A 20656-nucleotide genomic window follows, 5' to 3' on the forward strand; every position below is an offset into this window, starting at 1 on the left:
GGACGATGCATCTGAGCGAGACGTATCGTCGTATAGTCCAATGCAGCGGGATCGTTCGCCGGACGAACGACACCGCTGAGCTGGAAGCCTCCAGCGACGAGATGCTGGTCCGGCGCGTTGCCGACGGCGATACCCGCGCCTTCGAGCTGCTCTACGATCGGTACGCTCGACCGGTCTTTTCGCTCGCCTGTCGCATGCTGGGCGATCCCAGCGAGGCTGAGGAGCTCCTGCAGGAGACCTTCTTGCGGTTTTGGCAGCAGGCCTCACGGTTCGAGGCACGACGCGGCTCGTTCGGAAGCTGGCTCATGAGTATCGCCCACAACCTCGCCATCGATGCCCTCCGCTCTCGCCGGCGCCGCCCACAACGCGCGGATTTCGTGGATCTGACCACTCTCCCCCTGCACGAGATCGACCTGGCGGCGTCGGCCCATGAGGCCGCAGAGGCGAGCGAGCTCCGCGACCGGGTGCGCCGAGCGATGGCACAGCTTCCCGAACCCCAGCGCGTTGCGATCGAACTCGCCTATTACGCCGGCCTCACCCACAGCGAAATCGCGGCAGTCCTGGGTGAACCGATCGGCACGATCAAGACACGTCTACGGCTCGGCATGCAGAAGTTACAGCAGCTCCTGCGCGAGCCGCCAGCGGAGCGTGCACCATGAGCGAGCCAGTGCCAGAGGTCTCGCACTGTCCGGACGATCTCCTTCCCGGCTACGCACTCGGCGTCCTCGACCCCGAAGAATGGGAGGTGGTCGAGCGGCATCTCGCTCGCTGCACGCGCTGTCGCGCCCTCACCGCCGAACTCCGGGCGACGGCACAGCTGCTCGCCTTCGCTCCCGCCCCTCAACCAGTTCCCGCTCGCGCGCGCCGTCGGCTCCGCGCCGAACTTCGCCTCCGGCAACCCGCCCCGAGCCTCGTCGCGTGGTTGCGACGTCCTGCCTGGCTCCTGGCGACCGCCGCGACCGTTTTAGCTGCCTTCTTCGGCTGGCAACTCCTCCAGCAGCAAGAGGTCGCCCAGCAGCGTGCCCAACTCGCGAGCCAAGCTGACTCGCAGCGACGCGCGGTCGTCCAGCTCCTCGCCCAGCGCGACGGTCTCTTGATCCGCCTCCAGGGACACGGAGCCGCCCGCGACGCGCAGGGCGCGATCATTCTCGATCCGTCCAGCAATACCGCGCTGATCGCTGTCGAGGGACTACCCCGCCCGGCCCCCGGTCAAGCCTACGTCGTCTGGCTCGTCCGCGGAGAGGACTATCGGCAGGCAGGTATCCTGCCGATCGACGAACACGGTCACGCCGAACTGTTCCTCTCCCCCCGCGAGCCGCTCCGCCTTTTCGATGCCCTCGCGATCACGCTCGAGAACAGCGCGCAGGCGACCAGCCCCAATGGTCAGCCAGTCGCTGTCGCCTCGCTCGATTAGATCAGAATTTCCCCGTCCTTCATGAACAACTGGCCATCGACCCACACTTCGCTGTCTCGCCGCAGATCGCAAATCATGTCCCAATGCACCGCCGAGCGGTTACGACTTCCGGTTTCCGGATAGCCAGCGCCGATGGCTAAGTGGAGCGTTCCTCCGATCTTTTCATCGAACAAAATGTTCCCAGTGAAGCGGGTAATCGATCGGTTGAGCCCAAAGGCGAACTCGCCGACGAAGCGTGCCCCGTCATCGGTTTCCAGCATGCGATGCAAGAACGCTTCGTTCCGTGCCGCCGTCGCCTTGACGACGCGTCCCCCCTCGAACCACAGCCGAATGTCCTCGACCTGCCGCCCCTGCACCATCGACGGATAACTGAAGCGGATCGTCCCCTCCACGGAGTCCTCGACCGGCCCAGTGAAGATCTCGCCGTCGGGGAAGTTCTTTCGTCCATCGGCATTGACGAAGCGTCGTCCAGCGATCGACAAGCGGAGATCGGTATCCGGGGCCCGCACGTGAATTTCCCGCTTGTCCGCGAGCCAGTCGATGATCCGCGCTTGCTCGCGCGACTGCTCACGCCACGCCGTTACCGGGTCGTCCCGATCGAGAAAGCCGGCCCGCAGGACGAACTCTTCGTATTCGGCGAGCGCCATTTCCGCGTCTTGCGCGTACGCCTCCGTCGGGTAGAGCGTCACGCACCAGGCCAGCTTCCCCGCAGCTGCCCGCTCGAGGTAGGTCTGCCGCAGCTCCGTCCGTGCCCGTTGGTGCAGCTGTTGGCGAGCAGGATCGACCCCGGTCAACGCCTTGGTGTTGCTCTCGCTCAGGATGCGCAAGAGCGCATCAGCCTGCTCCGGCCCCAGTCGCTCGTCCGGCGACACGAAGGCGAGTTGCTGGTCGTTGGCCACCCGGAACATGATTTCGGCGAGTCCCGGCAGAGCGACCTGGACGACCGGATGAGCACCCCGTTCCAGCACGAGGCGATAGACCTCGCGGATCAAGGGTGCAGCCAGCGGCGTCCCCCCGATCACGACGAGCTGTTCTGGTTGCACCGCGAGCGAGTAGTCGACGAGCACTCGTGCCCATTTCGCGATCCGCGGATCAGCCATCGCGCGCCTCCTTCCACCCGCGCATCCTACAATGCCCGGAGGCTCTGTGTCCCCACCCGTGCCGACATTCCCCTCCCTCGCACCACGCGGCGAACCTGCGGACACGACTTACCAGTATTCCCCTTCCCAGGAAAGGACAGCAGCTGGCCTCACATCCGGTTTAACGGCCGATTCGGTACTTTCGGTTCTACCGCTCGTTGCATGATCGAACGTACGTTTTCTTCGAGGAGACATCAGCGCTGCTGGAGGTCGGTCATGCGCACGAGCCATCCTGCCACTCTTTCGTGTGGTTGGCGCGAGGCATCACCAGGCCAGGTCTTGCTCCTCCTCGCGCTGGTCCTTCTCCTCTTGCTGGGCTTCAGTGCGCTGGCCGTCGACGTCGCCCATGCCTATACCCAGCGCCGTCTCCTGCAGAATGCCGTCGATGCTGCGGCACTCGCCGGGACACGGGCCCTTTTCGAAGGGCATTCACCCAGCGAAGCGCGGACAGCAGCCCGGCAGGCGTTCGATCGCAATCTTTCTGCCAACCACGACCCTGGTGAAGGACTGACCGTCATGCAGTTCGATGTCCAGGTCGATTCCGCGACGCGGACAGTCCCCGTCAGTGCGCGGGCGGCGATCGAGCCCTTCTTCCTCGGAGCTTTCTATCGCGGTCCTTGGGAAACGAACGCGAACGCAACGGCTCGCATCGGCCAACAACCGACCGATTATGCTTTCCTCGCGCTCGAGCGCGATACTCCTTCTACCGTCAATCTGATCGGTAACGTGAGCGTGCGCATCGTCGGTGGCAGCGCCATGTCCAACGGCGGCATGCGGTGCGTGGGAAACGGCATCTTCCACGCCGATGGCACGGTCGATGCAGCACTGACCTTTTCCCAAACCGGTAACTGCCGACTCCAAGCTGGACGAGGGGTTCGGAGCGGGCTGAGTCCGGTCGACGACCCGCTCGCCACCATGCCGGAACCGCCTCGACCGACCATCCCAAATCCCCCCGGAGGCCCAACGGTGACGTGCTCCTCCAGCAGCAACACCATGACGTGCCCACCGGGACGGTACACCAGCGCTATCAGCTACCGTGGAAACGGAACACTCTCTTTTCCTGGCGGAAACTATCAATTCGATCGCTCCGTCAGTTTCTCGGGAAACGGATCGGTCGTCCTCGGCCCCGGTTTCTATTATTTTCGGAACGGCTTTTCGATCAGCGGGAATACGAGCGTGATCATGAGTCCCGGGATCTATGTCTTCGAGAGAGCAGCATTTTCGCTCGGAGGCAACGTCCGTCTGACGCTCCAGGGACAACCGACCTCGTGTACGACTTCCGGTCAGGAGTTTCGCTTGTACTTCGACCGGAGCTCGTTCGCTGTTCAGGGCAACTTCGACCTGGTCGATGTCCTCCCCTGCGACGTCCTGGTCTATCTCCGGGACTCCGACTTCGCGCTCACCGGCAATACCGATACGAACATCCCTCCGGGGCTTTATTACTTCGATGGGGGAACGTTTCGCCTCCAAGGCAACCAGACGGTCACCGGTCGGGACGTCCTCTTCTACTTCGGTTCTGGATCAGCCTTTGACGTCGTCGGGAACACCCGTTATCTGCTGAGCGGCGTCACCGACCCGCGCGCGCTTCCCTACCCTGGTATGCGACCTGGTCTCGTCCTCTTCCAAGCCCGCGGGAATACCGCCACGCTGCGCATGGTCGGAAACAGCGGCGCACGCGTGGAAGGGATTCTCTACCTCCCCGACGGCACGTTCGAGCTCCGCGGGAACGCTTCCGGGACCTGGGCACGTGGCCAATTGATCGTGAATCGTTTCACGACCGATGGCAATACCGACATCCGAATCGAGCGGGTCGAACACGTGGTGATCACCCGGCCGACCGTCTGGCTCGTCGAGTAGTACTACCCGCCCGGTCATCCCTCTCGCAGACCGAGACGAAAAGCTCTACCACACCCGCCCATTGTCTGTCGATGCTGCAACTAGGCACGGAGTGCGCCGGGAGCGTCGGGACATGGTCGAGCAGCGTCTGCGCCAACCCGGTCAGTCGCTGGTCGAGTTCGCACTCGGCCTCCTCGTGCTGCTGCTCGTCCTCGCTGCCGTCGTCGACTACGGTCGGCTCCTTTACGCCGGTATCGCCCTGACCAATGTGGCGCGGGAGGGCGCGCACTACGGCTCCCTCTCGTCAGCCAATGCCACTGACACGAACGGCATCCGCACCGCGGCGCTCGCCGAATATCGAGCGACTGGCCTCCCTCTGCTCTTCGGTAGCCAACCCACGATCACCACCAGTGTCACCTTCCAGAACGGAAAGCCGGACGCTGTGCGCGTGACTGCCACGCTCACCGTTCGCACCTTGCTCCCTGTTCCGTTGCCCGTAACCGGCGACCGACTCAGCGACCAGCTGGTCATCCGCCGGACCGCCGAGATGCGAGTGTTGCCATGATGCGCCGATCGCGTCGCGGCCAGAACCTCGTCGAGTTCGCCCTCGTTGCCCCTCTCCTGTTTCTCTTCATCTTCGGCATTATCGAGTTCGGGTGGGCGTTCTACGTCTACAGCGAGCTCACCAACGCAGCCCGCGAGGGCGCACGCTTCGCGGCTGTCCACGGCGAACTCTGCGCGCAACATCCGCCCTGTCAGCCGGCAACCGCCGCGAGCGTCCGCGCTCACCTTTTGCCACGTCTCTCGATCCCTGATGCCGATCAGGTAACCGTGCAGCTCGACGGCTCTTTGATCCCCGGCGAGCCAGTCACCGTCGAACTCGCGTACCCCTTCCGTCCGCTCGTCGGCTTCGTGATACCCAGCACCGGTCTCACCATGCGCACCAGTAGCACGATGATCGTCCACTATTGAGGAGGTCTCCATGCGTCGCGCAGCTCGCGCTCAAGCACTCCCGCTCCTCGCGCTCCTGCTCCTCCCCATGCTCGGCTTCGCTGCCCTCGCCACCGATGCCGCCTACCTCTATGCCCAGCGACGACTCACGCAGAATGCGGCCGATGCAGCGGCCCTCGCCGGTGCCCGCGAGCTGCTCGTGCAGGCTGCGACCGATAGCCAGGTCGTCCTCGCAGCCACGACGTACGCCGTGGCCAACGGCTTTCCCGCTCCAGTTCCAGCCGATTCGATCTCCATCGTCCGTCCCGATACTGTGCGCGTCACGCTCGAGCGGACAGTGTCGCTCTTCTTTCTCCCCGTTTTGGGCACCGACTCGCTCCGTATCGCTGCCCGCGCGACTGCCCGCATCACGCAGGCCCCTGGTGAGTACGCGCTGCTCGCGCTCGAGGACCTGATCACCGACCCGGGCATCTATGCCAATGGAACGACCGATATCTATGTCCTCGGGCGAGGGCCCAGCGGACGCGGCGCCAGCGTTCGCTCCAATGCCGCCATCGATACGCGGGGTACGGTGACCTTTATCGTCGATGGCTGCATCGATGCTGCTGGCGCGATCAACCAGAACGGCACCTGGCGATATGACTGTCTCAACGCGGAGTTGGGCGATTATGTCCCCGATCCCCTCGCCGGCCGCGTGTCAGCGCCGCCGCTCAGCGCGCTCCGCTACGAGTGGCGACCCGATTGCACCGGCTACTCTGGCCCCCTCGAATGTCGGCCGCTCCCACCCTGCGCGGAAACCGTCACCCTCGGCCCTGGCCTCTATCGTGGCCTGCGGCTTCCCCGCGACCTCCCCCGCGCCAGCGGAGGGGGACCATGCAATGAGACACGCATTCTCAAATTCACCGCCGACCCAGGCGTGGTCCCGGTCGTGTACCTCGATCAGACAACCATCGAACTCCGGAACACGAACACACGGCTGGAGACGCAAGGGGTTCTTCTTTACGTGACCGGCACAGGCAACCTCATCGACCCGAAAAACGGTGAACTGCACCTCGAGGCACCGCAGTCGACTCCGTATCCCGGTGGCCTCGCCGGGATGGCTGTCTGGATCGCCAACTGTTCGCTCTTTGACAGCCAGGGCAACGGCGAGTTCTACGTCCGCGGGCTCTTTTACGCACCCTGCTCGCAAGTCACCATGCACGGTAATCCCTACGGAACGGCGATCGACGGTCAAGTCATCGTCCGCGACCTGACGATCAAGGGGACCTCCGATTTCCGCGTCCAGTATCACAAGTACGTGGACACGTACCGCAATACGGTCGTCCTCGTTCCCAACCAGCCGGACAGCGAGTGATGCTCACCTCGCGGCGCACACGACCGATCCCGGTGAGCGAACGCGTGCTCTCGCCGGATCCACCCTGCAGTCCGTGACTCAGCGCATACTGTTGTCTCCCACCTTCGCGACAGCGAGCGAGGCGATGACCTCTGCACCGACCTCACGCGCCGAATGCACCTGTGCCTCTCGCGGGTAGCGAGCAGCTTCCGAAATCTGCAAGAACACGCGTCCTCGCCCGTGCCACCCGGTGCTGCGCGAAGCAGGAGCGCTGGGACGACCGCGGCTCAGTCCTCGCCTTCTTCTCGTCCCTCCTTGAGCCGGGCGATGAAGTCGTCGATCGGGATAGCAGGCATCGTCATCAGCTTGACCGTCCCACGCGCTCCGAGCTCCACCGAAACGCGCGCGATCGTCTCGTTGTCCGGCGCCTCGACGATGTTCACGAAATCGTACGGCCCCAGAACAGCCCACTGGTGCAAGACCTTCACCCCGAGACGCTCGATCTCCGCATTGACTTCCTTGATCCGCTCGGGATGCTCGTGCAGCGTCTCCATTCCGTCGTCGGTCAGGCTGCTCAACATGACGTAGATCGGCATCGCTCCGTCCTCCTTTCATGCACGCACTCGACTCGGCCACCAGATCCCGATCAGACTCTGCCCGCGCATGGGCAACTCCACCGTCCGCAAGTTGGTCTCGCCCCGTACTGCTTCCCGAAACGGGCGTGCCGCCTCCTTGGCCAGCCCCTCCGCCAGGATGACTGCACCCGGCCGCAGCCGGTCCCGCACCGCCCGGTAGTAGTCGAGATAGCCGCTCCGGTCGGCCGCCAGCCGCACCAGATCGAATGGCCCAGCCACCGCGCGGATCGTCCGGTGCGCATCCCCCTGCAGTAGCTGCACGCGCTCCATCAACCCCAAGTCCTCCAGGCGTCCAGTGACGAACTCGACGACTACCGGATCGTGTTCCAGCACGACCAAACGACCGCCGGTCCGCTCCATCGCCTCGGCCAGCCACACGGTCACGATCCCAGGGCCAGCACCGACCTCCAGTGCCAGCTGTGCCCGCACCGCTAGAGCCATCACGTGCGCCAACCGCGCGACGAGCGGCCAGTCACCACCCGCCTCCCAGGCCAGCTGCTCCAGCATCGGCAGCCTCGTCTCCACTGCCGTCGTCCCCTGATCGGCCGAGAACCTGAATCGATCATACCGCATCCCTCAGCGAAGAGTGCATCGGTCTCTCGTTCTCGTGGCTCTTCTCGTTGCTCTCCATATCGACCCGCCTGAGCATCTTCCCGAACAGCCTCGTTCGTGAACTTCGAACGACGGCCGCACTGTTGTTCGCGTTCGCAGTACGCTTGCGAACCAAACGAGAGGGCGGCAGATCGGAGGGTTAACCATGCTCTCGCTCAGTCAACGCCTGGACGAACTCCCACTCACGCGCGAGCACTGGCGCATCGTCCTGCTCGCAGGGATCGGCTGGATGTTCGACGCCATGGATGTCGGCCTCGTCGCCTTCGTCCTGGTCAGTCTCGGACGCGATTGGAATCTGGCCCGTCCCGAGCTCGGACTCGTCGCGAGTGCCGGGTTCCTCGGCATGTTCCTCGGCGCACTCCTGGCCGGTCGGCTCGCCGACCGCTATGGCCGCCGCACGATGTTTTTGGCCAACTTGCTCCTCTATAGCCTCGGGACCGCTCTCAGCGCGCTGGCTTGGAATCTCCCGTCCCTCCTCGCCTTTCGTTTCCTCACCGGTATCGGGCTCGGCGGTGAACTACCGGTCGCCGCAGCGCTCGTCAGCGAGTTCGCTCCGGCCCGCCATCGTGGTCGCCTGCTGGTCATTTTGGAAAGTTTTTGGGCGTATGGATGGATCCTGGCTGCTGTCATCGGCCTCCTCGTCGTTCCCCAGCTGCCGAGCTGGGGCTGGCGCGTTGCCTTCCTCGTCGGCGCACTGCCTGCCCTGACCGCAGCCTATCTGCGCCGCCACCTCCCCGAATCTCCCCGCTATCTCGACATCGCTGGTCGGCACACCGAGGCGGTCGCTGTTTTGCGTCGCTTCGAGCAGGCCGCTGGTATGGCGCCTGCGAAAGTGACCACGACACCTGCTCCCCCGCACTCGTCTTTTGTGCAGCAATTTCGCGCACTCTGGAGTCGGCAACTCGTCCGGCGAACGGTGATGCTCTGGCTTCTGTGGTTCGGCATCGTCTTCGCCTACTACGGCGTCTTCACATGGCTTCCCTCGTTGCTCGTCGAACGCGGGCTCACCGTGGCCCGCAGCTTCACCTATGTCTTCATTACGACACTCGCCCAGATCCCTGGATACTTCTCGGCTGCCTACTTGGTCGATCGTTGGGGCCGCAAACCGACACTGGTGACCTACCTGCTCGGCTCGGCGCTTTCGGCCTGGTTGCTCGGGAACGCTGGGACAGCCCCGATCCTCGTGCTCTGGGGCTGTGCGCTTTCCTTCTTCAATCTCGGCGCCTGGGGAGTCGTCTATACCTACACGCCGGAACTCTATCCCACGACACTGCGGGGCTTCGGCTCGGGTGCTGCGGCGAGCTTCGGTCGCATCGCTGGGATCATCGCCCCCTACCTTACCCCCTGGCTGCTCACCAGCGGCGGCTTCTCGCAGCCGGCGGTCTTCGCGCTCTTCATGGCCGTCTTCGCCGTCATCGCGGCCGACGTGCTCCTCCTCGGCGAGGAGACACGCGGTCGCCCACTCGAACACGTCAGTCCCACGCCAGCACAGCTCGCGCGCTGACGGAAACGCGCTCAACGTCCGCGCAGCGCCCGGACCGACGGCAGCCCCTGTTCTTCGAGAGAGCGGAGGAGCGCACGCAACAGCCCGGCCGGGAGAGCCGGGCCTCGAAACACGAGACCGGTATAGACCTGCACCAGATCGGCACCGAGGCGCAGACGCTGAATCACGTCGTCCGCCTCCAGCACTCCACCCACACTGATCAGAGCGAGACGCCCCCCGGCGCGATCCGCAGCGTCGCTCAGGAGCTCGACCGCTCTTTTGCGAAGCGGACGCCCACTCACCCCACCCGGCAAAGCTTCTGCGCCGGTCGGTCGGAGCGATGGATCGGTGCTCGTGTTACCGAGAATCAGGCCGCTTGCTCCCACTGCTACCGCGATCTCGATGGCGTCAGCCAACGCCCCCGCGTCGAGGTCCAGCGAGACCTTGACGAAGAGCGGACGCGGTCGGGTACGCCGAAGTGCCGCCAGTGTTCGGTTCGTTTCCTGAACTGCGGCCAGCACCTGCTCGAGCCGCTCACCCCGCTGCAATTCCCGGAGCCCCGGCGTGTTGGGCGAACTCACGTTCACGGCGACATAATCGGCGACGTCCCACAGCGCCGCCAGCGTCGCGCAGTAATCCGCGACTGCCCGCTCTAACGGGGTCCACGCATTCTTGCCGAGATTGATACCGACCGGTCCGGGAAACCAGCGGCCGAGGAGTCGCGTCCGCACTGCTGCCGCGCCGTCGCTGGGAAAACCCAGCGCGTTGACGAGGGCCTCATCCGCCGGGAAACGCCAAAGTCGCGGACGGGGGTTTCCTTCCTGTGGGCAAGGGGTAACCGTCCCGACTTCGACCGAACCGAAGCCGAGGCCGAACCAGGCTGCCACTGCTTCCGCATTCTTGTCCACGCCAGCGGCCAAGCCGATCGGGTTCGGAAACGTGAGGCCGCCCGCTTCCACCCGCAGTCGCTCGTCATCGGGCACCCGGAACGCGCGCCGCACCACCTGTTCCGACGCAGGGCAGCGCGCCAGCTTGCCGAGTTTCCCGATTACCAGCCGGTGGGCATCTTCCGGATCCATCCGGAAGAGGAGCGGCGTGACGATTCGCCGATACCAGTCCATGGATCCAGTCTCCCCCGACCTTCCCCGCTCTCCATGCTACCCTTTCGTCGTGCATGCGGAATCCGGGAGACGATGACCGATGCGACTCTGCTACGATCCAGCCGATGACGTCCTCGTACTCGATCTGGTGCTACCACCCCAGCTGGCTCCAACGAGCATCCCCACGATCGCTCACGCGCGCGGCCTCCTGGACCTCACCGACCGAGGATCGCTCGCCGGATTGGAGATCCCGCTGGCCGACCTACCTCCGGCTTTAGCCGAACTCTGCCGCGCCCTCGCGGATGACGAGGAGGTCACCTACGTCGAAATCGAGCGCGTCGTCGCGACCCGCTCGTTCCGCTCGGTGACCGTTCCCATCGCGATTCGCTGGGATGGACAGCAGCGACTCAGTCTGCGCATCCCCCGCCGCACAGCTGACTACGAACTCTTGTATCCGGCAGGTGCGACCTGATGGATCGTCCGGCGCTCCGGGGGAGCGTCCGTCGAGCGCAGCGCTTCGAACCAGGTGACGAATCCGCCGCAGCCGAGTCGGCTGCCCGATCCTCCCGTGCGACCGGAATAGAGTCATTGCGACAGTCGCTCTGGATCCGAGGACGGCTCAGCCAGCGTCCACTCGTAATCGGCTGCCCGCACCCCCACCTCGTCGAGATGTCGCAGGAGATCGGCCGGATCGTCGTACACCCGGTAGGCTCCCGCCTCCAAGAGTTCGCCCGCTCCGTAGCCACCAGAAAGCAGGCCAACGCTCAACGCCCGTGCGCGGCGAGCGGCCAGCATGTCCCAAACGCTGTCCCCGACCACCACCGACTCCCCGATCTCCACGCCCAGACGCTCGGCTGCCGCGAGGAAGAGATCGGGATCAGGCTTCGCGTGTCGCACATGATCGCGCGTCACGAGCGGGATCCGGTCAGCATCCAGACCCAAGACAGCGACGGTCTTGCGCGCACTCTCCAACCGGCCGCTCGTGGCGATCGCCCAGGGAATCCCCAGCCGCGTCAGTTCGTCGAGCAGTTCCCGCGCGCCTGGCAAGGGACGAACCTGACCAAGCAAGCGACCATACGTCTCCGCATGAACCTGCTGCACGCGCCGGATCTCCTCGGCCGTCACTGCTCGGCCCGTCTCGCGCAAGAGACCAGCGAGAAACAGCCCACCGCTCATTCCGATACGCCGGTGGATCCGCCAGATCGAGAGCTCGATTCCGATCGCCTCCAGCGCTTCCCGCCAGGCCACGACATGCTGGTAAACCGAATCCACGAGGGTGCCGTCCAGATCGAACAAGAAAGCCATGCGTCGGTCATCCCCCATCGTCTCACCCCTTCAGGCAGACGATGGGGCGCAACCGGGCGACACGTGCCACGATGCCGGCATTGCACATCACCTCGACCACATGTTCGACGTCCTTGTACGCTCCTGGCGCTTCCTCGCTGATCGCAGCTTTCCCGTGGGCCCGGACGATGATCCCCTGCTTGCGCAACTCCTCGATGATCCGGTCAGCCGGATACTGGCGCTTCGCCTGACGCCGGGACTTCGCTCGCCCAGCGCCATGCAGGGCCGTGCCGAACGTCTCACGCATGCCCTGCTCGGTCCCCACCAGAATGTAGCTCGCCGTACCCATCGTCCCGCCCACCAAGACGGGTTGCCCAACTGCTCGATACCGCTCCGGAAGCTCCGGGCGCCCCGGCCCGAAGGCACGCGTCGAGCCCTTGCGATGGACGAGCAATCGTCGGCGTTCACCATCCACCTCGTGGATCTCCCACTTCACGGTGTTGTGTGCCACCTCATAGAGCGTTTCGATCGCCGTATCGGGCACACGCAATGCCTTCCAGAAGGACTGACGAACCAGATGCGCGAGCACCTGCCGGTTGGCGAACGCGCAGTTCGCTCCCGCCATCACTGCCCGGAAATATTGCTGGCCCTCCGGACTGTCGATCGGTGCACAGACGAGTTCCCGATCCGGTACCTCGATCCCATACTTCCGGGTCGCTTTCTCCAAGAACGGGAGATAATCGGTTCCGATCTGGTGCCCGAGTGCCCGGCTACCGGTGTGCAGCATGACCACGATTTGCCCTAGTTCCAACCCGAACGCTTCCGCTGCGCGCGCGTTGTAGATCTGGTCCACTACCTGCACTTCGACGTAGTGGTTTCCCGAGCCGAGCGTTCCCACTTGCGCCATCTGCCGCTGCTTGGCAGTATGGCTGACGACTGAGGGATCAGCATCACTGAGGCAGCCATGCTCCTCGATGTACTCCAAATCGTCCTCGCGCCCGTAGCCGAGTCGAACCGCGTACCGCGCCCCTTCCCGAAGCACACGGTCGATCTCTTTCGTCGAAAGCTTCAGTTCCCCGGTACTGCCGAGACCGGCGGGAATCACTTCGAACATCGTATCGGCCAACTTCTCCTCTTTCCCCGCCAGATCACGGCGCGTGAGGTGAGTGCGCAAGCAACGCACGCCGCAGTTGATATCGAATCCCACCCCTGCGACGCTGATCACGCCGCCTTCTTTCGGATCGAAGGCCGCCACGCCCCCGATCGGGAAGCCGTAGCCGGGATGGACATCCGCCATCGCCATCGCTGCCTTGACGATCCCCGGCAAGCACGCCACGTTTTCCAACTGCTTGAGCGCATTCCACTCTTCGCTGCTCTGGTTCTCCATCAGTTCGCGCAGCGAGCGCTCGTCGAGATACAGTCTGGCCGGAACGCGCATCTTGCCGTGTGGCGGGATTTCGAAAAGATACTCATGGATCTTCCGCACGTGCAGTGCCCGATTCATCGTTCTCCCTCCCAGTTGCGCGGTACAGCCGGTCAGAGATCGAGCACGCAGCGCAAGCGCCAACCTGCCTCCGTCTGTTCGGCCAGTAATCCACCGTAGGTCGCCGCTTTCACCTCGATCTCGACCGCGTGTCGATTCAGGTCGATCGGTTCTCCCCAAAGTGTCCCCTCGACCACCCAGTGATCGTCTACTCGTTCGAGATGCGTCAAATCGAAGTCGCGAAAAAACATGCCGTGGAGATCGACGGCAGCCAGGACAGCATTCAGCAGGGCGACGAACAACGAGCCAGGATCGCTCGCAGTCGCCTGGACCGGAACCGCCTGGCGCGGCTCCACCGTCTCCGGATCCACCAGGAGCGCGAGAAGACCACGCACCCCATCCCGGAGCGCTTCCTCCAGCCGCGCGCCGGTCGCCTCCAGGCCGATATCCGCTTCGTGGTCCAGATACTCGTATGGCATTTTTTCGTCCTCTTTTCCTGCGACCTGCCCCCTGCAGGGCAGCCTACCCCAGATGCGAGCGCTCTCGCTCTCCCCATCGCACCACACACCGACAGGCTGAGAGTAGACGAGCGCCCCTCTTCCTGTCAAGTCGGAGTACGCTCATGAGAACGTCTCCGGCTTCGCCGCTGTGGTCTCGGAATGATCTCAGGGCGTTTCCTTCGCAGAGAGACTGGCCTTCACCGCTTCCCGCCACGTCTCTGGGCAAGAAGTGGCGAACGGAGCAACGGGATGCTGCAGCGAGCCCCGCGACCTACCCCCTCTCGGCGGAGGAACCACCGGTTCGGTCACCATCCCAGCGCGCGGCAGAGCGCCTTCACCAACCTCTCCGCCAGAAGGACGGACGCCTCTCGCCTCGCTAGAGTGGACTTGCGGAGCCACCGGTGACCAGCCGGCCTCCGAGGGAGCGCTGATCGCCCCCGGTCAGCGCACGATATACTCCCGCCTCGGACACCGTGCCGGACCGGACGCGTCCACTCGTCTGATGGTGGAGGCTGCCTTCCATGCACCTGCTCTCGCGGTTTCGTCCGAGCGATCCCCTCCCTCTCGTCCTCGCCTTTTTCGCTGCCGAATCGAGCATCGTCCTCAACCGGGTCGTCTTCGAGGCTTTGCCGCATACCGAGGATGAGGTCGCTTTTCTCTTCCAAGCGATGACCTACGCTCGGGGACACCTCACCGCACCAGCTCCGCCGTTGCCCGCCGCCTTTTTCATCCCCTTCGTCATCGTCCAGGACAGTGTCTGGTTCGGAAAGTATCCACCCGGCTATCCGCTCGTCCTTTCGCTCGGTGTGTTGGTGGGTTACCCTCCCCTCGTCAATGCCCTCGCAGCTGCTGCCTGTATCCTTCTCGTCGTCGCCATCGGCCGCCGCTGGTACGATGCCACGACTGCTCGGCTGGCCGGTCTCTTGCTGCTCGTTTCGCCGTTCTTCCTGCTCCAAGCCGCCTCCCTGATGGCGCATACCGTCTGCCTCGCCTTGACCCTCCTTTTCACCTGGTCGTTCCTCACCACCGTCGAGCGCCCCAGTGTGCGTGCGGCGCTGCCCGGCATGGTCGGCCTCGGCCTGCTCGTCTTGGCCCGCCCACTCACCGCGCTCGGCGTTCTCCTGCCTTTCGTCCTCTGGTCGACGTGGCGCTTCTGGCGAGTACCGGCTTGGCGTCCACCCGCACTCCTCTTCGCAGCGAGTGGTCTCCTGGCCACGGCAGCGCTCTTGGCGTACAACCAGCGGACGACCGGCGACCCACTCGTCTTCGGTTACCAGCTCTGGTGGCCCTTCGATAAAGTCGGCTTCGGATCAGGCATCTCCCCCGATGGTCACCACACGCTCCAGGAGGGCTGGTTCAACACTCGCTGGAACCTCCGTACCCTGGAGCGACTCCTCTACGGCTGGCCGGGACGACTGGATCTGGTTCCCGCTGTTCTGGCCATCGTATCGGCGATGGTCCAGGCACTCGCTCATCCCTTCCGTCTTCCGCCCGGGTGCCCGCTCTCTCGACCGACGACGCTCGATCTCCTCCTGGCTGCTCAGGCCGCGTCGCTGATCCTCGTCCATATGGCCTACTGGACAACCGGCGAGATGTATGGTCCGCGTTATTACGCCGAGGCGCTCGGCGCCCTCGCGCTCCTCTCGTCACGCGGGCTCCTCACCGCGCTCCGCGGGCTGGAAACGGCGTGGCTGCTGCTCGCCCCTGCGCGCCAGGCACCGCTCATCTTCCGCTTGGGAGCGGTGCTCATCCTCGTCTCGCTGATCGGCTGGGGGCTCACTCGAACCGGTGTCCCCTTCTGGCAAAGCTACCGCCAATGGAACCAGATCACGGCTGAGCCAGCGCGTACCATCGCCGAACGAACCCCACCCGGTAGCCTGATCCTCGTTCCGGCTCGCTATTGGACCGAATACGCTCCTTTCTTCGTCCGGAACGATCCCTGGCTCGAAGCGCCGGTCATCTTCGCCCTCGACCTCGGTCCCGGACACGAGGAGGCTTTCCGCCAGGCGTTCCCCGGACGCGCGCTGTACCGAGCGGATCTCCAGGACGCCTCGCTCGTCCCGCTCCCGTGAAGGACTGCTCACGCTCCGCTCGGTCGCGGGCCGTCTCCCCGACCGGTCGGACTGTCGATCCGGTAGGCGCTCGGATCCGGCTTGTATGGCCGCAGCATCCAGATCGGACGGCGCGTGCCGTCGGGGCCTGGAGCAGGCCGTGTCATCGCCAGCCAGCGCCGGTAGACCTCCATCGACTTGCGCGTATCGACGACGACATCCCCATACCGGTCATCCGGCCCGGCTTTGACGATGCGCACCTTCTGATGCCAACAGTGCTGTCCGCTGATCGGGTCAGGTTGGACCGGGAACGTCAGATTTTGGTGGACACCCGCGTCACCCCAGAAGATCAGCCGGGAATCCGGATCCTCGCTGGCGAACGGTCGCACCCCCGCTCGCTGCCGCAACCGGTACCGCCCGTCCGACAAGCGCTCGATCTCCACGAGCGCCGTGGACCAGCGCTCGCCGCCGATCCCCTCCGCCAGGCGCCAACGACCTAGATGATGCGAGCAGGCCGCTACTCCAGGGCGGATCGCTTCGGTCACCCAGACGCGATCGACGAAGTAGCCGATCTCCGTCTCCACCCGGACCAGGTCACCGGTCCGCACACCGATCCGCTCGGCATCGCTCGGATGGAGCCACAGCGGGTTGGAGTGCGTCAGCTCGTTGAGCCACTTGGCATTTCCCGAACGTGTGTGGATCAGCGTGGGCACGCGGAAATTGGGAAGCAACACCATCTCGCCCGCTGCCCGATCCACCTGGTTGGGCCCCACGTGGCTCTCGATGGTGCAGGGAATCGCGTACTCCGGCCAGCCCCACTCCCAGAGTGTGCGCGAGAAGAATTCCAACTTCCCGGAAGGTGTCGGGAAACCTCGCTTCGGTTCGCCGTCCACCATCACTCCGGCCCATCGGCCGCGGGGACCAGGCGGAACCCCCGGTACCGGCACGATGTTCGTGCTATGAGGCAGTGGTGTCAGCGTCCAGATCCGCCCGTTTTCCGGATCGACCCACGATTGCGCCAGCTCCTCCTCCGGGACCGGATCTTCGTATTGGCGATAGCGCTGCTTTTCCAGCTCGAAGGCGCCGTACCGTCGCATGTACTGGAGCGGTGTCAGTCCTTCGGCGGCCGCTGCTTCCGGCAGCCCGGGAACCGAGTGCTCGAAGATCCATTGGTAGTACTCGTCGACCGTTACCTTCTCACCAGGCCGATACGGTGACTCGTACCACCGACGGATCCCCAGCGAGCCGTCCGGATCCACCCGCCACGACAGTTCGATCCAGAATTCGTTCTCCTCCCAAACTTCACCAGGATTCGCCTCGTACGTCACGCGCACCGGCTGTCCCAGCTTCTCGCGCGCGACGCGGAGAACCGGTTGGCGAAAACCGATCCAGCGAGCGGCATGTGTCTCGTACGAATGCGTGTCGTGTCGTTCCGGCGCGTGTCCCATCGGCAAAACGTAATCGGCGTACCACGCTGTCTCGCTCCACGTCGGTGTCAGCGCTGCGTGCAGCTCGATCAACGACTCGTCCTGCAGAACCTCGATCCAGGTGAAGCCGTCCGGGTTGGTCCAGACTGGGTTGTACACTCGCGTGAAGTAGACAGCGAGCTTGCCACGTCCTTCCTTGAGGAAATGCGGGAGCAAGAAGCTCATCTCGTGATGAGCCAACGGGTACTCCTTCGGCCAGGTCAGCTCGTTCCAGACCTTTTGACGCGGGGGCTCAGCGAACGGCCGGGGCACATGCTTGTCCCAGATGTTCGGTTGTGTCCCGCCGGGTGTCCCCACGCTTCCCGTGAGCACGTTCAGGAAGAACAGTGCTCGCGGTACCGTCCAGCCACCCAGGTGTGCCGCCGCCGCTGCGCGCCAGTTGTGCGTCGCAACAGCTGGCGCCGCCCGAGCCAACTCCCGCGCCAACTCGACGATCGTCGTCGCCGGAATGCCGCTCAACTGCTCAGCCGCCTGCGGCGTGTAGCGCGCATATTCCTGCTTGAGCCGCTGGACGAACTCTTCGAAGGTGACGGGACAACCAGGATGGACGACTCGCAGGTATTCGTCCCAGTTGGTCCAGCGCCGGACGAACTCGCGGTCGAACCAATCCTCCTGGATCGAGACATTGGCGATGCTCAACAGAACGAACGCCTCCGTCCCGGGGACAGCCGGCAACCAGTAGTCGGCCATCGCCGCGGTGTTCGACAACCGCGGATCCATCACCGCCAGTTTGGCTCCCCGCTGCTTGGCCTCCATGATGCGCTGCGCGTGCGGGTTGAAGTAGTGACCGCTTTCCAAGTGCGCGCTCACCAAGAAGATGAACCGGGCATTGGCATGATCTGGCGAGGGACGATCGGCACCCATCCACACTGCATAGCCGAATCGTCCACCCGACGAGCAGACATTGGTGTGCGAGTTGTGCCCGTCCACCCCCCACGACCACAGGACGCGCTCCATGAAGCCGTCCTCACCAGGACGACCGACGTGGTACATCACCTCGTTCTGCCGTCCCTCGAGAAAGGCGCGGCGCATCCGCCCCGCGATATCGTCCAGCACTTCGTCCCAGCTGACGCGTTCCCACTTGCCCGACCCGCGCGGCCCGACCCGGCGTAGCGGGTAGAGGATCCGTTCCGGATCCTTGACCTGGTTGATGGTGGCAGGCCCCTTCGCGCAATTGCGACCGCGGCTTCCCGGATGGAAGGGATGCCCCTCCAATTTGCGGATATCCAGCGTCTCCTTGTCGACATAGGCGAGAAGGCCACAGGCTGCCTCGCAGTTGAAACAGACGGTCGGGATCAGGAAATAGCGCCGCACCCGTCCGTCCGGTCCCCGCTCTTCCCAATCGTCCCATCGCTCGGGCGGGGGATAGCTGGCCAGACCACTCGTCCGTTCGGGAACGAACGGTTCCTGGACAGCACGTTTATCGGCCTGCCTCGTCGTCGCTCGCGTCGCACGCTGCATCGTCGCCCCCTCAACTCAACGGGATGTCTTGTCCGGCCTCGACCCAGAGTCGCTCGTAACTCCAGAGCCCGATCAGGGCTGCCACCGCCGCGATGACGCTCCCGGGCGCCAGATTCCCACTCGCCCATCCGAGAACCAATGCGATCAGGGGTACCGACACACCGACACCGAGACCGACCGCGAGCAGCTCTCGGCGATAGGGACCATGCGTCAACAAGCGCGCAGCCTTGGCGACATGCAGGTTGGCGTGTGGCACCAAGAGCTCGCTCGCCACCAGGACGAGTAGCCCGAGCAACCCACCACCCAACATCAGCCCGAGCCACGCTCGCCCCTCGAGTGCTCCGCCTGCGACCACGAGCAACAGCAGAGCAGCTGTACCAGCCACCAAAGCCTGCAGGAGAAGGATGGGAAGCAGGAGCGGACTCTGCCAGAAATCACGCCCCTCCGCTTGACCGAAGAGGAAAGCCGTGTAGCCTGCCGCCGCGATCCCACCCGGCAGCGCCAGCCAAGCGAGCACGCGCTCGATCCCCTGCCAGCCCGCGAGCGCGGCGACTGCCCAGAAGAACACGAGACCTCCCACCACCAGGAGGATGTAGCCGCCCCAGACGAGCCAACTCCGCGGATTCGGTTTGACCAGGAGATACCAGAACCGCTCCGGCCGCTTGAGGTCCCAGATCAGAAGCAGGGCGGTGAGGGCCAGGAACACCATCCCGATCGCTGCTGAGCCGATGCCCAGCAGCCGATCGCTCATCACCCCGCTGGCGAGCAACGGTCCACCGAGCGCCAGCGCACCACTTCCGATCGACTTCGTCCAGAGATAACTCGCCACCTTCCATCCCCACGGTTTGGGATGCCAGACATCATAGGCTACCCGAGCATCGGCTGGCCCCGGGAGATAACCGGCGCCACACACTGCCTCGGCCGGGCGATCGTCCAGCCTCACCTCAGCCCACAGGTACCCAGTCGTCCGCGTCTGCACCTCGGGGGTCAGGCTCGCTTCGTCGGCCCCCAGATAGAACAACTTCGGACGCGTCCCCTGCTCCGGCTTGCGCACCGTCACCGGCTCGCGGGCGACGAGTTGATGAATCTCGCTCGTCGGGTCGTCGAGGTCTCCCGCGATGATCGCTTTCTCGGGACAGACGACGACACAGGCTGGAAGCAAGCCTTGATCGACCCGGTGGCTGCAGTAATTGCATTTGGCTGCTGTCCGAGTGATCGGATCGATGTAGAGCGCATCATAAGGGCACGCCTGCATGCACGACTTGCAGCCGATGCACCGGTCGGCATCGAAATCGATGATACCGTCCGGTCGACGGAACAGGGCCTTGGTCGGGCAAATCGTCACACAGGGTGCGTCGTCGCAGTGGTTGCAGCGCAGTACCGTGAACGATCGCCTTGTGTGTGGGAAGGTCCCCTTTTCGACGTACTTTACCCAGGTCCGGTAGACACCGAGCGGAACGAGGTTCTCCGATTTACAAGCGACGGTGCACGCATGACAGCCGATGCATTTGCGCTGATCGATGACGAACCCGTAGCGCGCCATCGGTGTCTCCTTTCATCGCCCGCCGCGGATCACCGCTTTGAGAACGCGAGCGAGTTGCTGGGGCGCCGGTGATGTCCCGTCGAGGAAGCAGCGTTCGAGCATGGCTTGCACGAGTTCTACGCATAGGCTATCGGTCGCCGCTCGCATCGCTGCCAGTTGCTGCACGATATCGACGCATTCTCGTCCTTCCTCGATCATGCGAGCGATCCCCCGCGCTTGTCCTTCGATACGACGCAGGCGCTCGACCAGATCGCGGCGAGTGACGTCATCCAGCTGCGCAACCGAAGTCATCGCTCCTCCTCCGCGATACTCAACCGGGGTACGGCTTCACTGTAATGTGCAGA

Annotated in this window: 20 protein-coding genes; 9 read left to right on the forward strand and 11 right to left on the reverse strand. The window is 64.4% G+C overall.

Annotation, left to right across the window (positions count from 1 at the left end):
• Positions 1-5 precede the first annotated feature (5 nt).
• Both ACWIVK_RS06925 and ACWIVK_RS06930 read left to right on the forward strand, forming a co-directional pair.
• Positions 6-659 carry an RNA polymerase sigma factor gene (locus ACWIVK_RS06925; RefSeq protein WP_448575913.1) on the forward strand — a complete coding sequence of 218 codons (654 nt, stop codon included), beginning with the start codon at positions 6-8 and terminating at the stop codon, positions 657-659.
• Positions 656-1414 (forward strand): anti-sigma factor, encoded by a 759-nt coding sequence (locus tag ACWIVK_RS06930; RefSeq protein ID WP_448575914.1) that lies wholly within the window; start codon positions 656-658, stop codon positions 1412-1414. Before ACWIVK_RS06925 ends, ACWIVK_RS06930 begins: the two co-directional genes overlap by 4 nt.
• Here the strand turns inward: ACWIVK_RS06930 and ACWIVK_RS06935 are convergent.
• The gene (locus ACWIVK_RS06935; RefSeq protein ID WP_448575915.1) at positions 1411-2514 is read right to left on the reverse strand and encodes an aminopeptidase; all 1104 of its coding nucleotides are present in this window, start codon (positions 2512-2514) and stop codon (positions 1411-1413) included. The two genes, ACWIVK_RS06930 and ACWIVK_RS06935, sit on opposite strands and share 4 nt — an antisense overlap.
• A gap of 255 nt (positions 2515-2769) precedes the next feature.
• Between ACWIVK_RS06935 and ACWIVK_RS06940 the strand changes: the two genes are divergently transcribed.
• The 4 genes from ACWIVK_RS06940 (at position 2770) to ACWIVK_RS06955 (ending at position 6694) form a co-directional block, all read left to right on the forward strand.
• A complete protein-coding gene (locus ACWIVK_RS06940; protein ID WP_448575916.1) occupies positions 2770-4410 on the forward strand; it encodes a pilus assembly protein TadG-related protein in 1641 nt (546 codons plus the stop codon).
• A 112-nt stretch (positions 4411-4522) separates the two neighbouring features.
• Positions 4523-4954: a TadE/TadG family type IV pilus assembly protein gene (locus tag ACWIVK_RS06945; RefSeq protein WP_448575917.1), complete on the forward strand. Its 432-nt coding sequence runs from the start codon at positions 4523-4525 to the stop codon at positions 4952-4954.
• Positions 4951-5361: a TadE/TadG family type IV pilus assembly protein gene (locus ACWIVK_RS06950; RefSeq protein WP_448575918.1), complete on the forward strand. Its 411-nt coding sequence runs from the start codon at positions 4951-4953 to the stop codon at positions 5359-5361. Before ACWIVK_RS06945 ends, ACWIVK_RS06950 begins: the two co-directional genes overlap by 4 nt.
• A gap of 10 nt (positions 5362-5371) precedes the next feature.
• Entirely contained in the window at positions 5372-6694 is a 1323-nt protein-coding gene (locus tag ACWIVK_RS06955) for a pilus assembly protein TadG-related protein (protein WP_448575919.1), read from the forward strand.
• Between the two features lie 78 nt (positions 6695-6772).
• Here ACWIVK_RS06955 and ACWIVK_RS06960 read toward each other — a convergent pair whose 3' ends face one another.
• From ACWIVK_RS06960 to ACWIVK_RS06970, 3 genes are read right to left on the reverse strand one after another with little or no spacing between them, the layout of a single operon-like run.
• Positions 6773-6901, reverse strand: coding sequence for a hypothetical protein (locus ACWIVK_RS06960; RefSeq protein ID WP_448575920.1), 129 nt, complete (start codon positions 6899-6901; stop codon positions 6773-6775).
• Between the two features lie 59 nt (positions 6902-6960).
• A complete protein-coding gene (locus tag ACWIVK_RS06965) occupies positions 6961-7269 on the reverse strand; it encodes a GYD domain-containing protein (protein ID WP_448575921.1) in 309 nt (102 codons plus the stop codon).
• A 15-nt stretch (positions 7270-7284) separates the two neighbouring features.
• A complete protein-coding gene (locus ACWIVK_RS06970; protein WP_448575922.1) occupies positions 7285-7815 on the reverse strand; it encodes an O-methyltransferase in 531 nt (176 codons plus the stop codon).
• Positions 7816-8065: 250 nt separating this feature from the next.
• On the opposite strand from ACWIVK_RS06970, the gene ACWIVK_RS06975 reads away from it, so the two are divergent.
• On the forward strand, positions 8066-9424 hold the full coding sequence (locus tag ACWIVK_RS06975; RefSeq protein WP_448575923.1) for an MFS transporter: 1359 nt from the start codon (positions 8066-8068) through the stop codon (positions 9422-9424).
• An 11-nt stretch (positions 9425-9435) separates the two neighbouring features.
• Here the strand turns inward: ACWIVK_RS06975 and ACWIVK_RS06980 are convergent, their stop codons facing one another.
• Entirely contained in the window at positions 9436-10524 is a 1089-nt protein-coding gene (locus ACWIVK_RS06980) for a quinone-dependent dihydroorotate dehydrogenase (RefSeq protein ID WP_448575924.1), read from the reverse strand.
• A gap of 79 nt (positions 10525-10603) precedes the next feature.
• Between ACWIVK_RS06980 and ACWIVK_RS06985 the strand changes: the two genes are divergently transcribed.
• Positions 10604-10975: a hypothetical protein gene (locus ACWIVK_RS06985; RefSeq protein WP_448575925.1), complete on the forward strand. Its 372-nt coding sequence runs from the start codon at positions 10604-10606 to the stop codon at positions 10973-10975.
• A 113-nt stretch (positions 10976-11088) separates the two neighbouring features.
• Here the strand turns inward: ACWIVK_RS06985 and ACWIVK_RS06990 are convergent, their stop codons facing one another.
• Genes ACWIVK_RS06990 through ACWIVK_RS07000 form a run of 3 tightly spaced genes read right to left on the reverse strand, consistent with a single transcriptional unit; the run spans position 11089 to position 13749 of the window.
• Positions 11089-11826, reverse strand: a complete 738-nt coding sequence (locus tag ACWIVK_RS06990; protein WP_448575926.1) for an HAD family hydrolase — start codon at positions 11824-11826, stop codon at positions 11089-11091.
• 4 nt (positions 11827-11830) lie between these two features.
• Positions 11831-13291: an RtcB family protein gene (locus tag ACWIVK_RS06995; protein ID WP_448575927.1), complete on the reverse strand. Its 1461-nt coding sequence runs from the start codon at positions 13289-13291 to the stop codon at positions 11831-11833.
• Between the two features lie 32 nt (positions 13292-13323).
• Positions 13324-13749, reverse strand: a complete 426-nt coding sequence (locus ACWIVK_RS07000; RefSeq protein WP_448575928.1) for an archease — start codon at positions 13747-13749, stop codon at positions 13324-13326.
• A gap of 542 nt (positions 13750-14291) precedes the next feature.
• Here ACWIVK_RS07000 and ACWIVK_RS07005 point away from each other — a divergent pair.
• Positions 14292-15842 (forward strand): ArnT family glycosyltransferase, encoded by a 1551-nt coding sequence (locus ACWIVK_RS07005; protein WP_448575929.1) that lies wholly within the window; start codon positions 14292-14294, stop codon positions 15840-15842.
• 8 nt (positions 15843-15850) lie between these two features.
• On the opposite strand, the gene ACWIVK_RS07010 is transcribed toward ACWIVK_RS07005, so the two are convergent.
• Genes ACWIVK_RS07010 through ACWIVK_RS07020 form a run of 3 tightly spaced genes read right to left on the reverse strand, consistent with a single transcriptional unit; the run spans position 15851 to position 20603 of the window.
• Positions 15851-18769, reverse strand: coding sequence for a molybdopterin dinucleotide binding domain-containing protein (locus ACWIVK_RS07010; RefSeq protein ID WP_448575930.1), 2919 nt, complete (start codon positions 18767-18769; stop codon positions 15851-15853).
• Positions 18770-18779: 10 nt separating this feature from the next.
• Complete coding sequence (locus tag ACWIVK_RS07015) at positions 18780-20312, reverse strand: 4Fe-4S dicluster domain-containing protein (RefSeq protein WP_448575931.1); 1533 nt, start codon at positions 20310-20312, stop codon at positions 18780-18782.
• A gap of 12 nt (positions 20313-20324) precedes the next feature.
• Entirely contained in the window at positions 20325-20603 is a 279-nt protein-coding gene (locus ACWIVK_RS07020; protein ID WP_448575932.1) for a metal-sensitive transcriptional regulator, read from the reverse strand.
• Positions 20604-20656 lie beyond the last annotated feature (53 nt).

The organism is Thermomicrobium sp. (assembly GCF_053493975.1).